The organism is Pseudomonas sp. DCA-1 (assembly GCF_046523955.1).
In the GTDB taxonomy this organism is placed as follows: Bacteria; Pseudomonadota; Gammaproteobacteria; order Pseudomonadales; family Pseudomonadaceae; genus Aquipseudomonas; species Aquipseudomonas putida_Y.
Window position 1 is genome coordinate 900001 of the sequence record NZ_CP169881.1, and the last position, 18015, is coordinate 918015.

The 18015-nt window shown below is 57.0% G+C and carries 14 protein-coding genes, 4 tRNA genes and 2 rRNA genes (1 of these 20 only partly in view); all 20 read left to right on the top strand.

The genetic code is table 11. The annotated features are described in order from the left end of the window. Positions 1 to 523: ribosomal RNA gene (locus tag ACE4QZ_RS04340) — 23S ribosomal RNA — on the top strand; it begins 2370 nt to the left of the window's first position. 131 nt (positions 524 to 654) lie between these two features. After that, positions 655 to 770: ribosomal RNA gene (rrf, locus tag ACE4QZ_RS04345) — 5S ribosomal RNA — on the top strand. A 184-nt stretch (positions 771 to 954) separates the two neighbouring features. Next, a complete protein-coding gene (gene birA / locus ACE4QZ_RS04350; protein WP_103443397.1) occupies positions 955 to 1914 on the top strand; it encodes a bifunctional biotin--[acetyl-CoA-carboxylase] ligase/biotin operon repressor BirA in 960 nt (319 codons plus the stop codon). Continuing rightward, the gene (locus tag ACE4QZ_RS04355; protein WP_021785335.1) at positions 1904 to 2653 is read left to right on the top strand and encodes a pantothenate kinase; all 750 of its coding nucleotides are present in this window, start codon (positions 1904 to 1906) and stop codon (positions 2651 to 2653) included. The genes birA and ACE4QZ_RS04355 overlap by 11 nt, the downstream gene beginning before the upstream one ends. A gap of 7 nt (positions 2654 to 2660) precedes the next feature. Beyond that, a complete protein-coding gene (locus tag ACE4QZ_RS04360; RefSeq protein ID WP_021785334.1) occupies positions 2661 to 3086 on the top strand; it encodes a hypothetical protein in 426 nt (141 codons plus the stop codon). A gap of 152 nt (positions 3087 to 3238) precedes the next feature. Beyond that, positions 3239 to 3322: transfer RNA gene (locus ACE4QZ_RS04365), tRNA-Tyr, on the top strand. A 24-nt stretch (positions 3323 to 3346) separates the two neighbouring features. Next, a tRNA-Gly gene (locus tag ACE4QZ_RS04370) sits at positions 3347 to 3420 on the top strand. Between the two features lie 29 nt (positions 3421 to 3449). After that, a tRNA-Thr gene (locus tag ACE4QZ_RS04375) sits at positions 3450 to 3525 on the top strand. 78 nt (positions 3526 to 3603) lie between these two features. Next, complete coding sequence (gene tuf / locus ACE4QZ_RS04380) at positions 3604 to 4797, top strand: elongation factor Tu (protein ID WP_003255489.1); 1194 nt, start codon at positions 3604 to 3606, stop codon at positions 4795 to 4797. 54 nt (positions 4798 to 4851) lie between these two features. Continuing rightward, a tRNA-Trp gene (locus ACE4QZ_RS04385) sits at positions 4852 to 4927 on the top strand. 44 nt (positions 4928 to 4971) lie between these two features. Beyond that, positions 4972 to 5340, top strand: a complete 369-nt coding sequence (gene secE, locus ACE4QZ_RS04390; RefSeq protein WP_003257081.1) for a preprotein translocase subunit SecE — start codon at positions 4972 to 4974, stop codon at positions 5338 to 5340. A gap of 9 nt (positions 5341 to 5349) precedes the next feature. Next, positions 5350 to 5883 (top strand): transcription termination/antitermination protein NusG, encoded by a 534-nt coding sequence (nusG, locus tag ACE4QZ_RS04395; protein WP_003255501.1) that lies wholly within the window; start codon positions 5350 to 5352, stop codon positions 5881 to 5883. 119 nt (positions 5884 to 6002) lie between these two features. Further along, entirely contained in the window at positions 6003 to 6434 is a 432-nt protein-coding gene (gene rplK / locus ACE4QZ_RS04400) for a 50S ribosomal protein L11 (RefSeq protein ID WP_003255500.1), read from the top strand. Further along, positions 6434 to 7129 carry a 50S ribosomal protein L1 gene (gene rplA, locus ACE4QZ_RS04405; protein ID WP_003255499.1) on the top strand — a complete coding sequence of 232 codons (696 nt, stop codon included), beginning with the start codon at positions 6434 to 6436 and terminating at the stop codon, positions 7127 to 7129. Before rplK ends, rplA begins: the two co-directional genes overlap by 1 nt. A 197-nt stretch (positions 7130 to 7326) precedes the next feature. Beyond that, a complete protein-coding gene (gene rplJ / locus ACE4QZ_RS04410) occupies positions 7327 to 7827 on the top strand; it encodes a 50S ribosomal protein L10 (RefSeq protein ID WP_016715872.1) in 501 nt (166 codons plus the stop codon). 77 nt (positions 7828 to 7904) lie between these two features. Continuing rightward, positions 7905 to 8270: a 50S ribosomal protein L7/L12 gene (rplL, locus tag ACE4QZ_RS04415; RefSeq protein WP_003255496.1), complete on the top strand. Its 366-nt coding sequence runs from the start codon at positions 7905 to 7907 to the stop codon at positions 8268 to 8270. Positions 8271 to 8490: 220 nt separating this feature from the next. Further along, positions 8491 to 12564, top strand: coding sequence for a DNA-directed RNA polymerase subunit beta (gene rpoB / locus ACE4QZ_RS04420; RefSeq protein WP_003255495.1), 4074 nt, complete (start codon positions 8491 to 8493; stop codon positions 12562 to 12564). A gap of 64 nt (positions 12565 to 12628) precedes the next feature. After that, positions 12629 to 16828 carry a DNA-directed RNA polymerase subunit beta' gene (gene rpoC, locus ACE4QZ_RS04425; protein WP_021784866.1) on the top strand — a complete coding sequence of 1400 codons (4200 nt, stop codon included), beginning with the start codon at positions 12629 to 12631 and terminating at the stop codon, positions 16826 to 16828. 211 nt (positions 16829 to 17039) lie between these two features. Next, positions 17040 to 17411, top strand: a complete 372-nt coding sequence (rpsL, locus tag ACE4QZ_RS04430) for a 30S ribosomal protein S12 (RefSeq protein ID WP_003255492.1) — start codon at positions 17040 to 17042, stop codon at positions 17409 to 17411. Positions 17412 to 17517: 106 nt separating this feature from the next. Beyond that, positions 17518 to 17988, top strand: coding sequence for a 30S ribosomal protein S7 (gene rpsG / locus ACE4QZ_RS04435; protein WP_003246741.1), 471 nt, complete (start codon positions 17518 to 17520; stop codon positions 17986 to 17988). Positions 17989 to 18015 lie beyond the last annotated feature (27 nt).

The following is an 18015-nucleotide window of genomic DNA, read 5'->3' on the forward strand; positions in this document are numbered from 1 at the left end:
GGTCTTAGTGATCCGGTGGTTCTGTATGGAAGGGCCATCGCTCAACGGATAAAAGGTACTCCGGGGATAACAGGCTGATACCGCCCAAGAGTTCATATCGACGGCGGTGTTTGGCACCTCGATGTCGGCTCATCACATCCTGGGGCTGAAGCCGGTCCCAAGGGTATGGCTGTTCGCCATTTAAAGTGGTACGCGAGCTGGGTTTAGAACGTCGTGAGACAGTTCGGTCCCTATCTGCCGTGGACGTTTGAGATTTGAGAGGGGCTGCTCCTAGTACGAGAGGACCGGAGTGGACGAACCTCTGGTGTTCCGGTTGTCACGCCAGTGGCATTGCCGGGTAGCTATGTTCGGAAGAGATAACCGCTGAAAGCATCTAAGCGGGAAACTTGCCTCAAGATGAGATCTCACTGGGATCTTGAATCCCCTAAAGGGCCGTCGAAGACTACGACGTTGATAGGTTGGGTGTGTAAGCGCTGTGAGGCGTTGAGCTAACCAATACTAATTGCCCGTGAGGCTTGACCATATAACACCCAAGCAATTTGCTGACGCAGATTGCGGTGGTGAAGACGAAAGACCCGAAAATTCGTAAGACCACAAATATTACATATCCGGATTCGCTGGGCTGTCCATCTGGACATTCTGGCTACAGAATTTCTTGACGACCATAGAGCATTGGAACCACCTGATCCCATCCCGAACTCAGTAGTGAAACGATGCATCGCCGATGGTAGTGTGGGGTTTCCCCATGTGAGAGTAGGTCATCGTCAAGATTCATTTCGCAAAACCCCTATCTGCGCATGCAGGTAGGGGTTTTGTCTTTGTGGGCCGAAAATTCCGGGCCTGGCAGTATCTCTCTATGTGATTACGATGCGCGGCCCATCCTGCAGGCCCTTTTCCTATGCAAGCCAACAGCCCATGGCTATCATGCCTGCCTAATTCCAAGTTGAGACTGGCATGCTGAAGTTGTTGAATCTCCTCAAGGATGGTCGGTTCCATTCCGGAGAAGCTCTGGGGGCAGCCCTAGGGGTGAGTCGCAGCGCAGTTTGGAAGCAGCTGCAGCATCTGGAAAGTGAGCTGAACCTCACCATTCACAAGGTTCGTGGGCGCGGTTACCAGTTGGCCGCGCCACTGGCTTTGCTTGAGGCGCAGGCAATCGCTGGGTTTGCCGCAGGTGAACAGTGGCCGATGTTCATCCACGAAACCATCGATTCCACCAACGCCGAAGGCTTGCGCCTTGCCAGTGAAGGGCAGGCGGCTCCATTCCTGGTTCTGGCCGAGCGCCAGAGCGCCGGGCGAGGTCGGCGCGGCCGGCAGTGGGTCAGCCCATTTGCAGAAAATCTCTATTACAGTCTGGTGCTGCGTGTCGATGGCGGCATGCGTCAGCTTGAGGGGTTGAGCCTGGTAGTGGGGTTGGCCGTAATGCGCACCTTGCAGGCGTTCGGGGTAAAGGATGTCGGGCTTAAATGGCCTAACGATGTGTTGGTTCGTGGGCATAAGATCACCGGGATTCTCCTGGAATTGGTGGGCGATCCTGCAGATGTGTGTCATGTAGTGCTAGGCATTGGTATCAATGTAAACATGCAGGTAAACGAGCAGGTCGATCAGCAGTGGACCTCTATGCTGCGTGAGGTAGGGGCAGCCATAGATCGTAATCACTTGGTAGCGCTGCTCAGCCAGCAGTTGCAGCACGAATTGGCGCGCCATCGCCGCTACGGCTTTGCTGCATTCCAGGAGGAGTGGGAGCAGGCGCACTTGTGGCAGGGCCGCAATGTATCGCTGGTTGCTGGTACTACACGTATTGATGGTGTGGTTCTTGGCGTCGACGGGCAGGGTGGTTTGCGCCTTGAGGTGGACGGGATGGAAAAGAGCTTCAGTGGTGGTGAGCTCAGTTTGAGGTTGCGTGATGATTCTTGAGCTCGATTGCGGTAACAGCTTCATAAAGTGGCGTGTGATCCATGTCGCCGATGCTGTGATTGAAGGTGGCGGGATCGTCGATTCCGACCAGGCGCTAGTGGCCGAAGTGGCTGCGCTTGCTTCAGTTCACCTTACGGGTTGTCGTATTGTCAGTGTGCGCAGCGAAGAAGAAACCGATGCGCTTTGCGCGGTGATCGCTGAGGCATTTGCCGTGCAGGCGCGAGTTGCTCACCCTGTCCGTGAAATGGCCGGTGTGCGCAATGGCTATGACGACTATCAGCGTCTGGGTATGGATCGTTGGCTGGCAGCGCTGGGTGCATTTCACCTGGCCAAGGGCGCGTGCCTTGTGATTGACCTGGGTACTGCGGCAAAAGCGGACTATGTGTCCGCGGACGGCGAGCATCTGGGAGGTTACATCTGCCCGGGTATGCCATTGATGCGTAGCCAACTGCGTACTCACACCCGGCGTATCCGCTATGACGATGCCTCCGCGGAGCGCGCATTGGCCAGCTTGTCACCCGGTCGCTCTACTGTCGAAGCGGTAGAGCGCGGTTGCGTATTGATGCTCCAGGGCTTTGCCTCCACCCAGCTTGAGCAGGCTCGTGTGCTATGGGGTGAGGAATTTACCGTGTTCCTCACTGGCGGTGATGCGCCGCTGGTGAGGGAGGCCCTGCCACAGGCGCGTGTCGTGCCTGATCTGGTTTTCGTTGGCCTGGCAATGGCCTGCCCATTGGATTGAGGTGCCTATGCGCTGGTTGTTTCTGCTGTTACTGGTGCTCAACGTCTTTTATTACGTATGGCATCAGCAGGAAGCCCCGCTGAAGGTCAAGGAAGTCGCCCCGTTGTCGCTGTACAAGGGGAATCAGCAAGAAATCCGTCTGTTGCGTGAAACAGGTGTGTCCGCACCACCCAAGCGTCGTGATGAGTGCCTGGTAGTTGGGGGTGTGATGGGACGGGAGCAGTTGGATGCGCTGCGTCAGCGCCTGCTGAGTCTGGATATTGCCACCTTGCCGGTGGCAGGACAGCTGCCTGGGGTGGATGGTCGCTGGCTCAAGGTTGCTCCGGAAAGCGAGCGTTTGCTGGATCAAACGGTGCTTCTGGCTCTTTCTAATGATTTCAAAGACTTAAAACATAAAATTATTTTCTGCCAGGGTATTGCAACTGGCGAATAGCTTGATAGAATGGCGCCCGCTTCACAGGGAACACCACTCAGGTGGTAGAGCTGGAAGCGGTGTCAAAGCAGCTAAGTTTCAGATTTGATTGAAAAAATTTGAAAAAACGCTTGACACTAGGACGGCAGACAAATAGAATGCCGGCCACATCTGGAGGGATTCCCGAGCGGTCAAAGGGGACGGACTGTAAATCCGTTGCGAGAGCTTCGAAGGTTCGAATCCTTCTCCCTCCACCAGTTTTAGCGAGAGCCGTAAGCTCCGCGGGTATAGTTTAGTGGTAGAACCTCAGCCTTCCAAGCTGATGATGCGGGTTCGATTCCCGCTACCCGCTCCAAGTTTGCCGGATTTTGCACAAAGTGTTTCGCTCTTGTAGCTCAGTTGGTAGAGCACACCCTTGGTAAGGGTGAGGTCAGCGGTTCAAGTCCGCTCAAGAGCTCCATATAAACAAGGCAGATATGAAAATATCTGCCTTTGTTTTATCAGCGCAAGACTATTTCTTCTGCGGAGGATTGTATCGATGGCTAAGGAAAAGTTTGATCGTTCCCTTCCCCACGTTAACGTCGGCACTATCGGCCACGTTGACCACGGTAAGACCACTCTGACCGCAGCTCTGACTCGCGTTTGCTCCGAAGTTTTCGGTTCGGCAATCGTTGAGTTCGACAAGATCGACTCGGCTCCGGAAGAAAAAGCGCGCGGTATCACCATCAACACCGCTCACGTTGAGTACAACTCGACCATTCGTCACTACGCTCACGTTGACTGCCCAGGTCACGCTGACTACGTGAAGAACATGATCACCGGTGCTGCCCAGATGGACGGCGCGATCCTGGTTTGCTCGGCCGCCGATGGTCCGATGCCACAAACCCGTGAGCACATCCTGCTGTCCCGTCAGGTAGGCGTTCCGTACATCGTGGTCTTCCTGAACAAGGCTGACCTGGTAGACGACGCTGAGCTGCTGGAACTGGTCGAGATGGAAGTTCGCGACCTGCTGTCCACCTATGACTTCCCAGGCGACGACACTCCGATCATCATCGGTTCGGCTCGTATGGCGCTGGAAGGCAAAGACGACAACGAAATGGGTACTACCGCTGTCAAGAAGCTGGTAGAAACTCTGGACAGCTACATTCCTGAGCCAGTTCGTGCCATCGACCAGCCGTTCCTGATGCCGATCGAAGACGTGTTCTCGATCTCGGGTCGTGGTACCGTTGTTACCGGTCGTATCGAGCGTGGTATCGTCCGCGTTCAGGATCCGCTGGAAATCGTTGGTCTGCGTGACACCACCACCACCACCTGCACCGGTGTTGAGATGTTCCGCAAGCTGCTGGACGAAGGTCGTGCTGGCGAGAACTGCGGCGTTCTGCTGCGTGGTACCAAGCGTGACGACGTTGAGCGTGGCCAGGTTCTGGTCAAGCCAGGTTCGGTCAAGCCGCACACCAAGTTCACCGCAGAAGTCTACGTTCTGTCGAAGGAAGAGGGCGGCCGTCACACTCCGTTCTTCAAAGGCTACCGTCCACAGTTCTACTTCCGTACCACTGACGTGACCGGTAACTGCGAGCTGCCGGAAGGCGTTGAAATGGTAATGCCAGGTGACAACATTCAGATGACTGTTACCCTGATCAAGACCATCGCAATGGAAGACGGTCTGCGCTTCGCTATCCGTGAAGGCGGTCGTACCGTCGGCGCCGGTGTCGTAGCAAAAATTATTGAATAAGTAGTTGATTTACTTGATCAGGCCGGTATAATAGCCGGCCTGATACAGCGTTACAGGTCAGTAGCTCAATTGGCAGAGCGACGGTCTCCAAAACCGTAGGTTGGGGGTTCGATTCCCTCCTGACCTGCCATTTCACCTCGGTGTGATGGCTTTCTTCTTACAGGATCCTCCTCGATGACCCCCAAAACTGAAGCCCAAGAATCGCGTTTTGATCTGTTCAAGTGGCTGGCTGTAGTGGCTTTGGTGGTTGTTGGTGTTGTGGGTAATCAATATTACTCCGCCTCTCCAATCCTGTACCGCGTTCTTGCACTTCTCGTTCTGGCTGCTGTCGCGGGCTTTGTAGCTCTGCAGACTGCGAAGGGCAAGTCGTTCTTTGCGCTGGCGAAGGAAGCTCGTACCGAGATTCGTAAAGTCGTGTGGCCGACCCGCCAGGAAACCACCCAGACCACGCTGATTGTCGTGGCTGTCGTGCTGGTTATGGCACTGCTGCTGTGGGGGCTCGATTCCCTGCTCGGCTGGGCGGTCTCCTTGATCGTTGGCTAAAGGTGTCCCGTGGCTAAGCGTTGGTATGTTGTGCATGCTTACTCGGGTTACGAGAAGCATGTAATGCGCTCTCTGATCGAGCGCGTCAAGCTGGCTGGCATGGAAGACGGTTTCGGCGAGATCTTGGTTCCGACCGAAGAAGTCGTCGAAATGCGCAACGGCCAGAAGCGCAAGAGTGAGCGTAAGTTCTTCCCTGGCTATGTATTGGTCCAGATGGAAATGAACGAAGGGACTTGGCACTTGGTCAAGGACACTCCTCGCGTGATGGGCTTTATTGGCGGTACTGCTGACAAGCCTGCGCCGATTACAGATAAAGAAGCTGAGGCCATCCTGCGTCGCGTTGCCGACGGTAGCGATAAGCCGAAGCCCAAGACACTGTTCGAGCCGGGTGAAGTGGTTCGAGTCATTGATGGTCCGTTCGCTGACTTCAATGGTAGTGTCGAAGAGGTTAACTACGAAAAGAGCCGCCTGCAGGTTGCTGTGCTCATTTTCGGTCGCTCTACTCCGGTAGAGCTCGAGTTCAGCCAGGTCGAGAAGGTCTAGGCGGACGAAGCATCCCATACCCCGCAGCCCTGTGTGCTGCGGGGTTTTGTCGTCACTGGGATAAAACGCAAGTCATCCGGGGAGCCATCAGGCGTTCGTACCCGATTTTGGAGTAGCTCATGGCTAAGAAGATTCAGGCTTACATCAAGCTGCAAGTTAAGGCCGGCCAGGCCAACCCAAGCCCACCCGTTGGTCCAGCGCTGGGTCAACATGGTGTGAACATCATGGAATTCTGCAAGGCCTTCAACGCCCGTACCCAGGGTCAAGAAGCCGGCCTGCCGACTCCAGTGATCATCACTGTCTACAGCGACCGTAGCTTCACCTTCGAGACCAAGAGCACCCCTGCCTCGGTTCTGTTGAAGAAAGCTGCTGGCCTGACCAGTGGTTCGGCTCGCCCGAACACCGTTAAAGTCGGTACCGTTACCCGTGCTCAGCTGGAAGACATCGCCAAAGCTAAACAGGCTGATCTGACTGCCGCTGACCTGGACGCTGCTGTACGCACCATCGCTGGCTCTGCCCGCAGCATGGGCCTGAACGTGGAGGGTGTGTAATGGCTAAGCTGACCAAACGCCAAAAGGCAATCGCCGAGAAAATCGAAGCAGGCAAGGCCTACAACTTCGAAGAAGCGGCAACTCTGCTGGCCTCGCTGCCCGCTGCCAAGTTCGTCGAATCCTACGACATCGCCGTTAACCTCGGTGTTGACCCGCGTAAATCCGACCAGGTCGTACGTAGCGCTACCGTGCTGCCACACGGCACTGGCAAGACCGTTCGCGTTGCTGTCTTCACCCAGGGTCCAGCTGCTGAAGCTGCTCTGGCTGCCGGCGCTGATCGCGTAGGTATGGACGATCTGGCTGCCGAAATGAAAGGCGGCGACCTGAACTATGACGTCGTTATCGCATCGCCTGATGCCATGCGCGTTGTAGGTCAGCTGGGTCAGGTGCTGGGTCCTCGCGGCCTGATGCCTAACCCGAAAGTTGGTACCGTGACCCCAGACGTAGCCACTGCCGTGAAAAACGCCAAGGCTGGTCAGGTTCGCTACCGTACCGACAAAAACGGTATTATCCACACCTCCGTTGGCAAGATCGGCTTTGAAGCTGACAAGCTGAAGGAAAACGTTGAAGCCCTGATCGCTGATCTGAAGCGTATCAAGCCGGCTTCCTCGAAAGGTATCTACGTTAAGCGCGTTACCCTGAGCACCACCATGGGCCCAGGTCTGGTCATCGATCAGAGCTCGCTGAACGTGTAAGAACATGGCGGCGCGACCAGTCGCGCCGCCAGCAAAAATTGGGGTCCCTGCCTGGCGGGGGCTATCCAAGACCGTAGGCGGCGTAAGCCTTAAAATATCAGCCCACGCAGATGGTGCTCCCGATTCGTTACCGAATCAGACACCAAAACGACATCCGGCTTCGGCCAGATGAAACGGTAAAAACCAGGAGTAAACCCGTGGCAATTAAACTCGAAGACAAGAAGGCCATCGTCGCTGAAGTCAACGAGGCTGCCAAAGTCGCTCTGTCCGCTGTCGTGGCTGATGCCCGTGGTGTGACTGTAAGCGCAATGACCGGACTCCGTAAAGAGGCCCGCGAAGCTGGCGTATACGTACGTGTAGTGCGTAACACCCTGCTCAAGCGCGCTGTTGAAGGCACCGAATTTTCGATCCTCAACGACGCGTTCAAAGGCCCGACCCTGATTGCTTTCTCCAACGAACACCCGGGCGCTGCTGCTCGTCTGTTCAAAGAGTTCGCCAAGGGTCAGGACAAGTTCGAGATCAAGGCAGCTGCGTTTGACGGCAATTTCATTGCAGCGAACCAGATCGACGTGTTGGCTACCCTGCCGACCCGCGACGAAGCTATCGCAAAACTGATGAGCGTTATTCAAGGCGCCACCAGCAAGCTGGCTCGTACTCTGGCAGCCATTCGCGACCAGAAAGAAGCTACCGCTGCCTAAGGCACGCGAATTCTTTCAAAATCATACGTTTAATTTGATGGCTGCGTAGGCTGTCACCCCAATACAGGATTTAAGTCATGTCTCTGACTAACGAACAAATCATCGAAGCAATCGGCCAGAAAACCGTTCTGGAAGTTGTTGAGCTGATCAAAGCAATGGAAGAAACCTTCGGCGTTACCGCTGCTGTTGCCGCTGCTGGCCCAGCTGCTGCTGCTGCCGTTGTTGAAGAGCAGACCGAGTTCAACGTTGTTCTGGTTGAAGCCGGCGACAAGAAAGTGAACGTGATCAAAGCCGTTCGCGAACTGACCGGTCTGGGCCTGAAAGAAGCCAAAGAGAAAGTCGACGGCGCTCCTCAGGTTGTAGCTGAAGGCGTTTCGAAAGAAGCCGCTGAAGACGCTAAGAAGAAGCTGGAAGAAGCAGGCGCTAAAGTCGAGCTGAAGTAATCTCGACCTTGCGATGCCAGCCTGAGCGTTGAGCGAAAGGCTGATGGCTGGTGGCTTATGCCACCGGCCTTTTTCCGTTATTGGTGGCCGGTTAGGCCGGTCCCGATAACGAGCTGCAAGACACCCATGTGGGTGGCGCAAACCAAGGGGTTTGCACGATTTTCTGGCTGCTCCCGCCGGGAGAAGCCAAACAAGCAGGTGACCAAGCTGGGGAACGCTGATGGCTTACTCATACACTGAGAAAAAACGTATCCGCAAGGACTTTAGCAAGTTGCCGGACGTCATGGATGTGCCTTACCTCCTGGCCATCCAGCTGGATTCGTATCGCGAATTCCTGCAAGCGGGAGCATCCAAGGATCACTTCCGCGACGTCGGCCTGCACGCGGCCTTCAAATCGGTATTCCCGATCATCAGCTACTCCGGCAATGCTGCCCTGGAGTACGTAGGCTATCGCCTGGGCGAACCCGCCTTCGATGTGAAGGAATGTGTCCTGCGTGGCGTGACCTTCGCGGTCCCACTGCGGGTCAAGGTGCGCCTGATCATCTTCGACAAGGAATCGTCGAACAAAGCGATCAAGGACATCAAAGAGCAAGAAGTCTACATGGGTGAAATTCCCCTGATGACTGAGAACGGTACCTTCGTTATCAACGGTACCGAGCGTGTGATCGTTTCCCAGCTGCACCGTTCGCCTGGTGTGTTCTTCGACCACGACCGTGGCAAGACCCACAGCTCGGGCAAGCTGCTGTACTCCGCTCGCATCATCCCTTACCGCGGTTCCTGGCTGGACTTCGAGTTCGACCCGAAGGACTGCGTGTTCGTGCGTATCGACCGTCGCCGCAAACTGCCGGCCTCGGTGCTGCTGCGCGCGCTGGGTTACAGCACTGAAGAAGTGCTGAATACCTTCTACACCACCAACGTGTTCCACATTTCCGGCGAAAAACTCAGCCTGGAACTGGTGCCGCAGCGTCTGCGTGGTGAAGTTGCAGTCATGGACATCCATGACGAAACCGGCAAAGTCATCGTCGAGCAAGGCCGCCGTATTACCGCGCGCCACATCAATCAGCTCGAGAAGGCCGGCGTCAAGCAGCTGGACGTACCAATGGAATACGTCCTGGGTCGCACTACCGCCAAGGCAATCGTGCATCCGGCTACCGGCGAAATTCTCGCCGAATGCAACACCGAGATGACCACCGAGCTGCTGATCAAGGTCGCCAAGGCGCAGGTTGTCCGTATCGAGACCCTGTACACCAACGACATCGATTGCGGTCCGTTCATCTCTGACACCCTGAAGATCGATACCACCAGCAACCAACTGGAAGCGCTGGTCGAAATCTATCGGATGATGCGTCCAGGCGAGCCGCCAACCAAGGATGCAGCCGAGACCCTGTTCAACAACCTGTTCTTCAGCGCCGAGCGTTACGATCTGTCCGCCGTCGGCCGCATGAAGTTCAACCGTCGTATCGGTCGTACCGAGATCGAGGGTTCGGGCGTGCTGAGCAAGGAAGACATCGTCGAGGTTCTGAAGACCCTGGTCGATATCCGTAACGGTAAAGGCATCGTCGACGACATCGACCACCTGGGTAACCGTCGCGTACGTTGCGTCGGCGAGATGGCCGAGAACCAGTTCCGTGTTGGCCTGGTGCGTGTCGAGCGCGCGGTCAAGGAACGCCTGTCGATGGCGGAAAGCGAAGGCCTGATGCCGCAAGATCTGATCAACGCCAAGCCGGTAGCGGCGGCGGTGAAAGAGTTCTTCGGTTCCAGCCAGCTGTCCCAGTTCATGGACCAGAACAACCCTCTCTCGGAGATTACCCACAAGCGTCGCGTCTCCGCACTCGGCCCTGGCGGTCTGACCCGTGAGCGTGCCGGCTTCGAAGTTCGTGACGTACACCCGACCCACTATGGCCGTGTGTGCCCGATCGAGACTCCTGAAGGTCCGAACATCGGTCTGATCAACTCCCTGGCGGCCTATGCCCGTACCAACCAGTACGGCTTCCTGGAAAGCCCGTACCGTGTTGTAAAGGAAGGCGTTGTCAGCGACGACATCGTGTTCCTGTCGGCAATCGAAGAGGCAGATCACGTCATCGCACAGGCTTCGGCCGCGATGAACGATAAGAAGCAACTGATCGATGAACTGGTAGCAGTTCGTCACCTGAACGAATTCACTGTCAAGGCGCCGGAAGACGTCACCCTGATGGACGTTTCGCCGAAGCAGGTTGTTTCCGTTGCAGCGTCGCTGATTCCGTTCCTCGAGCACGACGACGCCAACCGTGCGTTGATGGGTTCGAACATGCAGCGTCAGGCTGTACCGACCCTGCGTGCCGACAAGCCGCTGGTAGGTACCGGCATGGAGCGCAACGTTGCGCGTGACTCCGGTGTCTGCGTGGTTGCTCGCCGCGGTGGTGTGATCGACTCGGTCGACGCCAGCCGTATCGTTGTTCGCGTTGCCGACGACGAAGTGGAAACTGGCGAAGCGGGTGTGGATATCTACAACCTGACCAAGTACACCCGTTCGAACCAGAACACCTGCATCAACCAGCGTCCGCTGGTGAGCAAAGGTGACAAGGTTCAGCGTGGTGACATCATGGCCGACGGCCCGTCCACCGACATGGGTGAGCTGGCTCTGGGTCAGAACATGCGCATCGCGTTCATGGCGTGGAACGGCTTCAACTTCGAAGACTCCATCTGCCTGTCCGAACGTGTTGTTCAGGAAGATCGCTTCACCACCATCCACATTCAGGAACTGACCTGTGTGGCGCGTGACACCAAGCTTGGCCCAGAGGAAATCACTGCGGACATCCCGAACGTGGGTGAAGCTGCACTGAACAAGCTGGACGAAGCCGGTATCGTTTACGTAGGTGCTGAAGTTGGCGCTGGCGACATCCTGGTCGGCAAGGTCACGCCAAAAGGCGAAACCCAGCTGACTCCGGAAGAAAAGCTGCTGCGCGCAATCTTCGGTGAGAAGGCCAGCGACGTTAAGGACACCTCCCTGCGTGTGCCAACCGGCACCAAGGGTACTGTCATCGACGTACAGGTCTTCACCCGTGATGGCGTGGAGCGCGATAGCCGTGCACTGGCCATCGAGAAGATGCAACTCGACGAGATCCGCAAGGACCTCAACGAAGAGTTCCGCATTGTCGAAGGTGCAACCTTCGAGCGTCTGCGTTCGGCTCTGAACGGCCAGGTAGTTGACGGTGGTGCGGGCCTGAAGAAAGGCACCGTGATCACTGACGAAGTGCTGGACGGTCTGGAGCACGGCCAGTGGTTCAAACTGCGCATGGCTGAAGATGCACTGAACGAGCAGTTGGAAAAGGCTCAGCAGTACATCGTCGACCGTCGCCGTCTGCTGGACGACAAGTTCGAAGACAAGAAGCGCAAGCTGCAGCAGGGCGATGACCTGGCACCGGGCGTACTGAAGATCGTCAAGGTTTACCTGGCAATCCGCCGCCGCATCCAGCCGGGTGACAAGATGGCCGGTCGTCACGGTAACAAGGGTGTTGTCTCGGTCATCATGCCGGTTGAAGACATGCCGCACGATGCCAACGGTACTCCGGTTGACGTCGTACTGAACCCGCTGGGTGTACCTTCGCGTATGAACGTTGGTCAGATCCTTGAAACCCACCTGGGCCTCGCGGCCAAGGGCCTGGGCGAGAAGATCGACCGCATGCTCGAAGAGCAGCGCAAAGCCGCTGAACTGCGCGTGTTCCTGACCGAGGTCTACAACGAGATCGGCGGTCGTCAGGAAAACCTCGACGAGTTCACCGACGAAGAAATCCTGGCCCTGGCTAACAACCTGAAGAAAGGCGTGCCTATGGCTACCCCGGTCTTCGATGGTGCCAAGGAGCGCGAGATCAAGGCCATGCTGAAGCTGGCCGACCTGCCAGAGAGCGGCCAGATGGTGCTGTTCGATGGCCGTACCGGCAACAAGTTCGAGCGTCCTGTGACCGTTGGTTACATGTACATGCTCAAGCTGAACCACTTGGTGGACGACAAGATGCACGCGCGTTCCACTGGTTCCTACAGCCTGGTTACCCAGCAGCCGCTGGGTGGTAAGGCGCAGTTCGGTGGTCAGCGTTTCGGGGAGATGGAAGTGTGGGCGCTGGAAGCATACGGCGCGGCATACACCCTGCAAGAAATGCTCACAGTGAAGTCGGACGACGTGAACGGCCGTACCAAGATGTACAAGAACATCGTGGATGGCGATCACCGTATGGAGCCGGGCATGCCCGAGTCCTTCAACGTGTTGATCAAAGAGATCCGTTCGCTCGGTATCGATATCGATCTGGAAACCGAATAACACGTGACGCGAAGGGGAGTGGGGCAGGTAATGCCCGCTCCCTGCTCCGCCAGGAGGAAAGGCCTTGAAAGACCTACTGAATTTGCTGAAAAACCAGGGTCAAGTCGAAGAGTTCGACGCCATCCGCATCGGTCTGGCGTCGCCTGAAATGATCCGTTCGTGGTCGTTCGGTGAAGTTAAGAAGCCGGAAACCATTAACTACCGTACGTTCAAACCTGAGCGTGACGGCCTGTTCTGCGCCAAGATCTTTGGCCCAGTCAAGGACTACGAGTGCCTGTGCGGCAAGTACAAGCGCCTCAAGCACCGCGGTGTGATCTGCGAGAAGTGCGGCGTTGAAGTCGCCCTGGCCAAGGTTCGTCGTGAGCGCATGGCGCACATCGAACTGGCCTCGCCGGTTGCCCACATCTGGTTCCTGAAGTCGCTGCCGTCCCGTATCGGCCTGCTGATGGACATGACCCTGCGTGATATCGAACGTGTGCTCTACTTCGAGAGCTATGTCGTTATCGATCCGGGCATGACCACCCTGGAAAAGGGGCAGTTGCTGAACGACGAGCAGTACTTCGAAGCGCTGGAAGAGTTCGGTGACGACTTCGATGCCCGTATGGGTGCCGAGGCTGTTCGCGAGCTGCTGCACGCTATCGATCTGGAGCACGAGATCGGCCGCCTGCGCGAAGAGATTCCGCAGACCAACTCGGAAACCAAGATCAAGAAGCTTTCCAAGCGCCTGAAGCTGATGGAGGCTTTCCAGGGCTCGGGCAACCTGCCTGAGTGGATGGTCCTGACCGTTCTGCCAGTGCTGCCGCCGGACCTGCGTCCGCTGGTGCCGCTGGATGGGGGCCGTTTCGCGACTTCCGACCTGAACGACCTGTATCGTCGGGTGATCAACCGTAACAACCGTCTGAAGCGCCTGCTGGATCTGTCCGCGCCTGACATCATCGTGCGCAACGAAAAGCGCATGCTGCAGGAGGCGGTCGACGCCCTGCTGGACAACGGCCGTCGTGGTCGCGCCATCACTGGCTCGAACAAGCGTCCGCTGAAGTCCCTGGCCGACATGATCAAAGGTAAGCAAGGTCGCTTCCGTCAGAACTTGCTCGGTAAGCGTGTTGACTACTCCGGCCGTTCGGTAATTACCGTAGGTCCGACCCTGCGTCTGCACCAGTGCGGTCTGCCGAAGAAGATGGCCCTCGAGCTGTTCAAGCCGTTCATTTTCGGCAAGCTGGAAATGCGTGGTCTGGCGACCACCATCAAGGCTGCCAAGAAGATGGTCGAGCGCGAGCTGCCAGAGGTGTGGGACGTTCTCGCCGAAGTAATTCGCGAACACCCCGTACTGCTCAACCGTGCACCGACCCTTCACCGTCTGGGGATTCAGGCGTTTGAACCGGTACTGATCGAAGGTAAAGCTATCCAGCTGCACCCGCTGGTCTGTGCTGCGTACAACGCCGACTTCGACGGTGACCAGATGGCCGTTCACGTGCCGCTGACCCTGGAAGCCCAGCTCGAAGCGCGTGCGTTGATGATGTCGACCAACAACATCCTGTCGCCAGCCAACGGTGAGCCAATCATCGTACCGTCGCAGGACGTTGTACTGGGTCTGTACTACATGACCCGTGAAGCCATCAACGCCAAGGGCGAAGGTCGCGTGTTCGCCGACCTGCAGGAAGTCGACCGCGTATTCCGCGCCGGCGAAGCCGCGCTGCACGCGAAAATCAAGGTTCGTATCAACGAAACCGTGAAAGAGCGTGATGGTTCGGTGGTCAAGAACACCCGTATTGTCGACACCACCGTCGGCCGTGCGCTGCTGTTCCAGGTTGTGCCAGCAGGTCTGCCGTACGACGTGGTCAACCAGCCGATGAAGAAAAAGGCGATCTCCAAGCTGATCAACCAGTGCTACCGCGTGGTTGGTCTGAAAGAGACCGTTATCTTCGCCGACCAGCTGATGTACACCGGTTTCGCTTACTCGACCATTTCCGGCGTTTCCATCGGTGTTAACGACTTCGTTATCCCGGACGAGAAAGCCCGCATCATCGGTAACGCTACCGACGAAGTGAAGGAAATCGAGAGCCAGTACGCCTCCGGCCTGGTAACCCAGGGCGAGAAGTACAACAAGGTCATCGACTTGTGGTCGAAGGCGAACGACGAAGTGTCCAAGGCGATGATGGCCAACCTCTCGAAAGAGAAGGTCATCGACCGCGAAGGCAAGGAAGTCGAGCAAGAGTCCTTCAACTCGATGTACATGATGGCTGACTCGGGTGCGCGGGGTTCCGCAGCCCAGATCCGTCAGCTGGCTGGTATGCGTGGTCTGATGGCCAAGCCGGACGGCTCCATCATCGAGACGCCGATCACCGCGAACTTCCGTGAAGGTCTGAGCGTACTTCAGTACTTCATCTCGACTCACGGTGCTCGTAAGGGTCTGGCGGATACCGCACTGAAAACCGCTAACTCCGGTTACCTGACTCGTCGTCTGGTGGACGTTGCCCAGGATCTGGTTGTGACCGAGATCGACTGCGGCACCGATCAGGGCCTGGTGATGACTCCACACATCGAAGGCGGCGACGTTGTAGAGCCGCTGGGTGAGCGTGTATTGGGTCGTGTCATCGCCCGTGACGTGTTCAAGCCAGGCACCGAGGACGTTATCGTTCCGGCCGGTACCTTGGTCGACGAGCAGTGGGTTGAGTTCATCGAGCTGAACAGCATCGACGAAGTGATCGTGCGTTCGCCGATCAACTGCGAAACCCGCTACGGCATCTGCGCCAAGTGCTACGGTCGTGACCTGGCTCGCGGTCACCAGGTGAACATCGGTGAAGCTGTCGGCGTTATCGCTGCACAGTCGATCGGTGAGCCAGGTACCCAGCTGACCATGCGTACGTTCCACATCGGTGGTGCTGCAAGCCGTACCTCGGCTGCCGACAGCGTCCAGGTGAAGAATGGCGGTATGGTGCGTCTGCACAACCTGAAGCAGGTTGAGCGTGCCGACGGTAACCTGGTTGCCGTATCGCGTTCCGGTGAGTTGGCGATTGCCGACGAGTTCGGTCGTGAGCGTGAGCGCTACAAGCTGCCTTACGGTGCGGTGATTTCGGTCAAGGAAGGTGAAAAGGTCGAAGCTGGCGCGATCGTCGCCAAGTGGGACCCGCACACCCACCCGATCGTTACCGAGCTGAAAGGTACCGTGACCTTCGTGGGCATGGAAGAAAACATCACCATCAAGCGTCAGACCGACGAACTGACCGGCTTGACCAACATTGAGGTGCTGGACGTCAAGGATCGCCCTGCCGCAGGCAAGGAAATCCGTCCGGCAATCAAGATGGTCGATGCCGCTGGCAAGGACCTGTACCTGCCAGGTACAGACGTACCTGCCCAGTACTTCCTGCCGGCCAACGCCCTTGTCGGTGTGGCTGACGGTGCGCAGATCGGTGTTGGTGACGTTATCGCGCGTATCCCGCAAGAGACGTCGAAGACCCGTGACATCACCGGTGGTCTGCCGCGCGTTGCCGACCTGTTCGAAGCGCGTCGTCCGAAAGAAGCCTCGATTCTGGCTGAAGTCAGCGGCACCATCGCATTCGGTAAAGAGACCAAGGGCAAGCGTCGCCTGGTGATCACTCCGACCGACGGTAGCGATCCGTACGAAGAGCTGATTCCAAAGTGGCGCCACCTGAACGTCTTCGAAGGTGAGCAGGTAAACCGCGGCGAAGTTATCTCCGACGGCCCAAGCGATCCGCATGACATCCTGCGTCTGCTGGGTGTGAGCGCGCTGGCGAAGTACATCGTCAACGAGATCCAGGACGTTTACCGTCTGCAAGGCGTGAAGATCAACGACAAGCACATCGAGACCATCCTGCGTCAGATGCTGCGCAAGGTCGAGATCTCCGAGTCGGGCGATTCCAGCTTCATCAAGGGCGACCAGATGGAACTGACTCAGGTGCTGGTAGAGAACGAGCGTCTCGCTGGCGAGGATAAGTTCATCTCCAAGTTCACCCGTGTGCTGCTGGGTATCACCAAGGCCTCGCTGTCCACCGAGTCGTTCATCTCCGCGGCTTCCTTCCAGGAAACCACCCGCGTACTGACCGAAGCGGCTGTAACCGGCAAGCGCGACTACCTGCGCGGCCTGAAAGAGAACGTGGTCGTGGGTCGTCTGATCCCGGCCGGTACTGGTCTGGCCTACCACAGCGAGCGTAAGCGTCGCCGTGATGCCGACAAACCGCTGCGTGTAAGCGCCAGTGAAGTGGAAGCTGCACTGACCGAAGCGCTGAATTCCAGCGGTAACTAAGTACAGGGCAAGGCCCCGGCAAGCCTCGGGCGATCATCGGTGACATGAAATGTTGCCGATGATCGGGCGGGGAGGGCCGGGGCCTCGTCTTGACTGGGTGCAAGATCCTCTTTAGACTTTTGTACCCTTAAATTTGGTGAGGCTCCGTCTCGCCAATTTTTGGCTTTCTTGCAAGACAATAGAGTCGCAAGACAATCAGTGGAGCTAGTAGATGGCAACTATCAACCAGCTGGTACGTCAGCCGCGTAAGCGTTCGGTCGAGAAGTCCGACGTTCCTGCGCTGCAGAACTGCCCGCAGCGTCGTGGCGTGTGCACCCGTGTGTACACCACCACGCCGAAAAAACCTAACTCGGCACTGCGTAAAGTATGCCGTGTGCGTCTGACCAACGGTTTCGAGGTTTCCTCGTACATCGGTGGTGAAGGCCACAACCTGCAAGAGCACAGCGTCGTCCTGATTCGTGGCGGCCGTGTAAAAGACTTGCCAGGTGTTCGTTACCACACCGTTCGCGGCTCTCTGGATACTTCGGGCGTCAAAGGCCGTAACCAGGGTCGTTCGAAGTACGGTACCAAGCGTCCGAAGTAATCGGTCGTTTGCAGACATCCATTTTTTTGAGTCGATAAGAGTAAGGTCGGGCGTGGGTCGAATGACCTGGTCCCGGGCTAACCTGAAGACCGTTTGAGGGCTTATCATGCCAAGACGTCGTGTAGCAGCAAAACGTGAGATCCTTGACGATCCGAAGTACGGATCCCAGATTCTCGCCAAGTTCATGAACCACGTGATGGAAAGCGGCAAGAAGGCCGTAGCCGAGCGCATCGTTTACGGTGCCCTGGATACCGTCAAAGCACGCAAGAACAGCGACCCCCTGGAAATCTTCGAGAAAGCTCTCGACGCCATCGCTCCGCTGGTCGAAGTAAAGTCCCGTCGTGTCGGCGGTGCCACTTACCAGGTCCCGGTTGAAGTTCGTCCATCCCGTCGTAACGCTCTGGCAATGCGCTGGCTCGTAGACTACGCCCGCAAGCGCGGCGAGAAGTCGATGGCTCTGCGTCTGGCCGGCGAACTGCTGGATGCTGCCGAAGGCAAGGGTGCTGCAGTCAAGAAGCGTGAAGACGTTCACCGTATGGCTGAAGCCAACAAAGCGTTCTCGCACTACCGCTTCTAATTCAAGCATCAATCTTTTTGCGAGGGC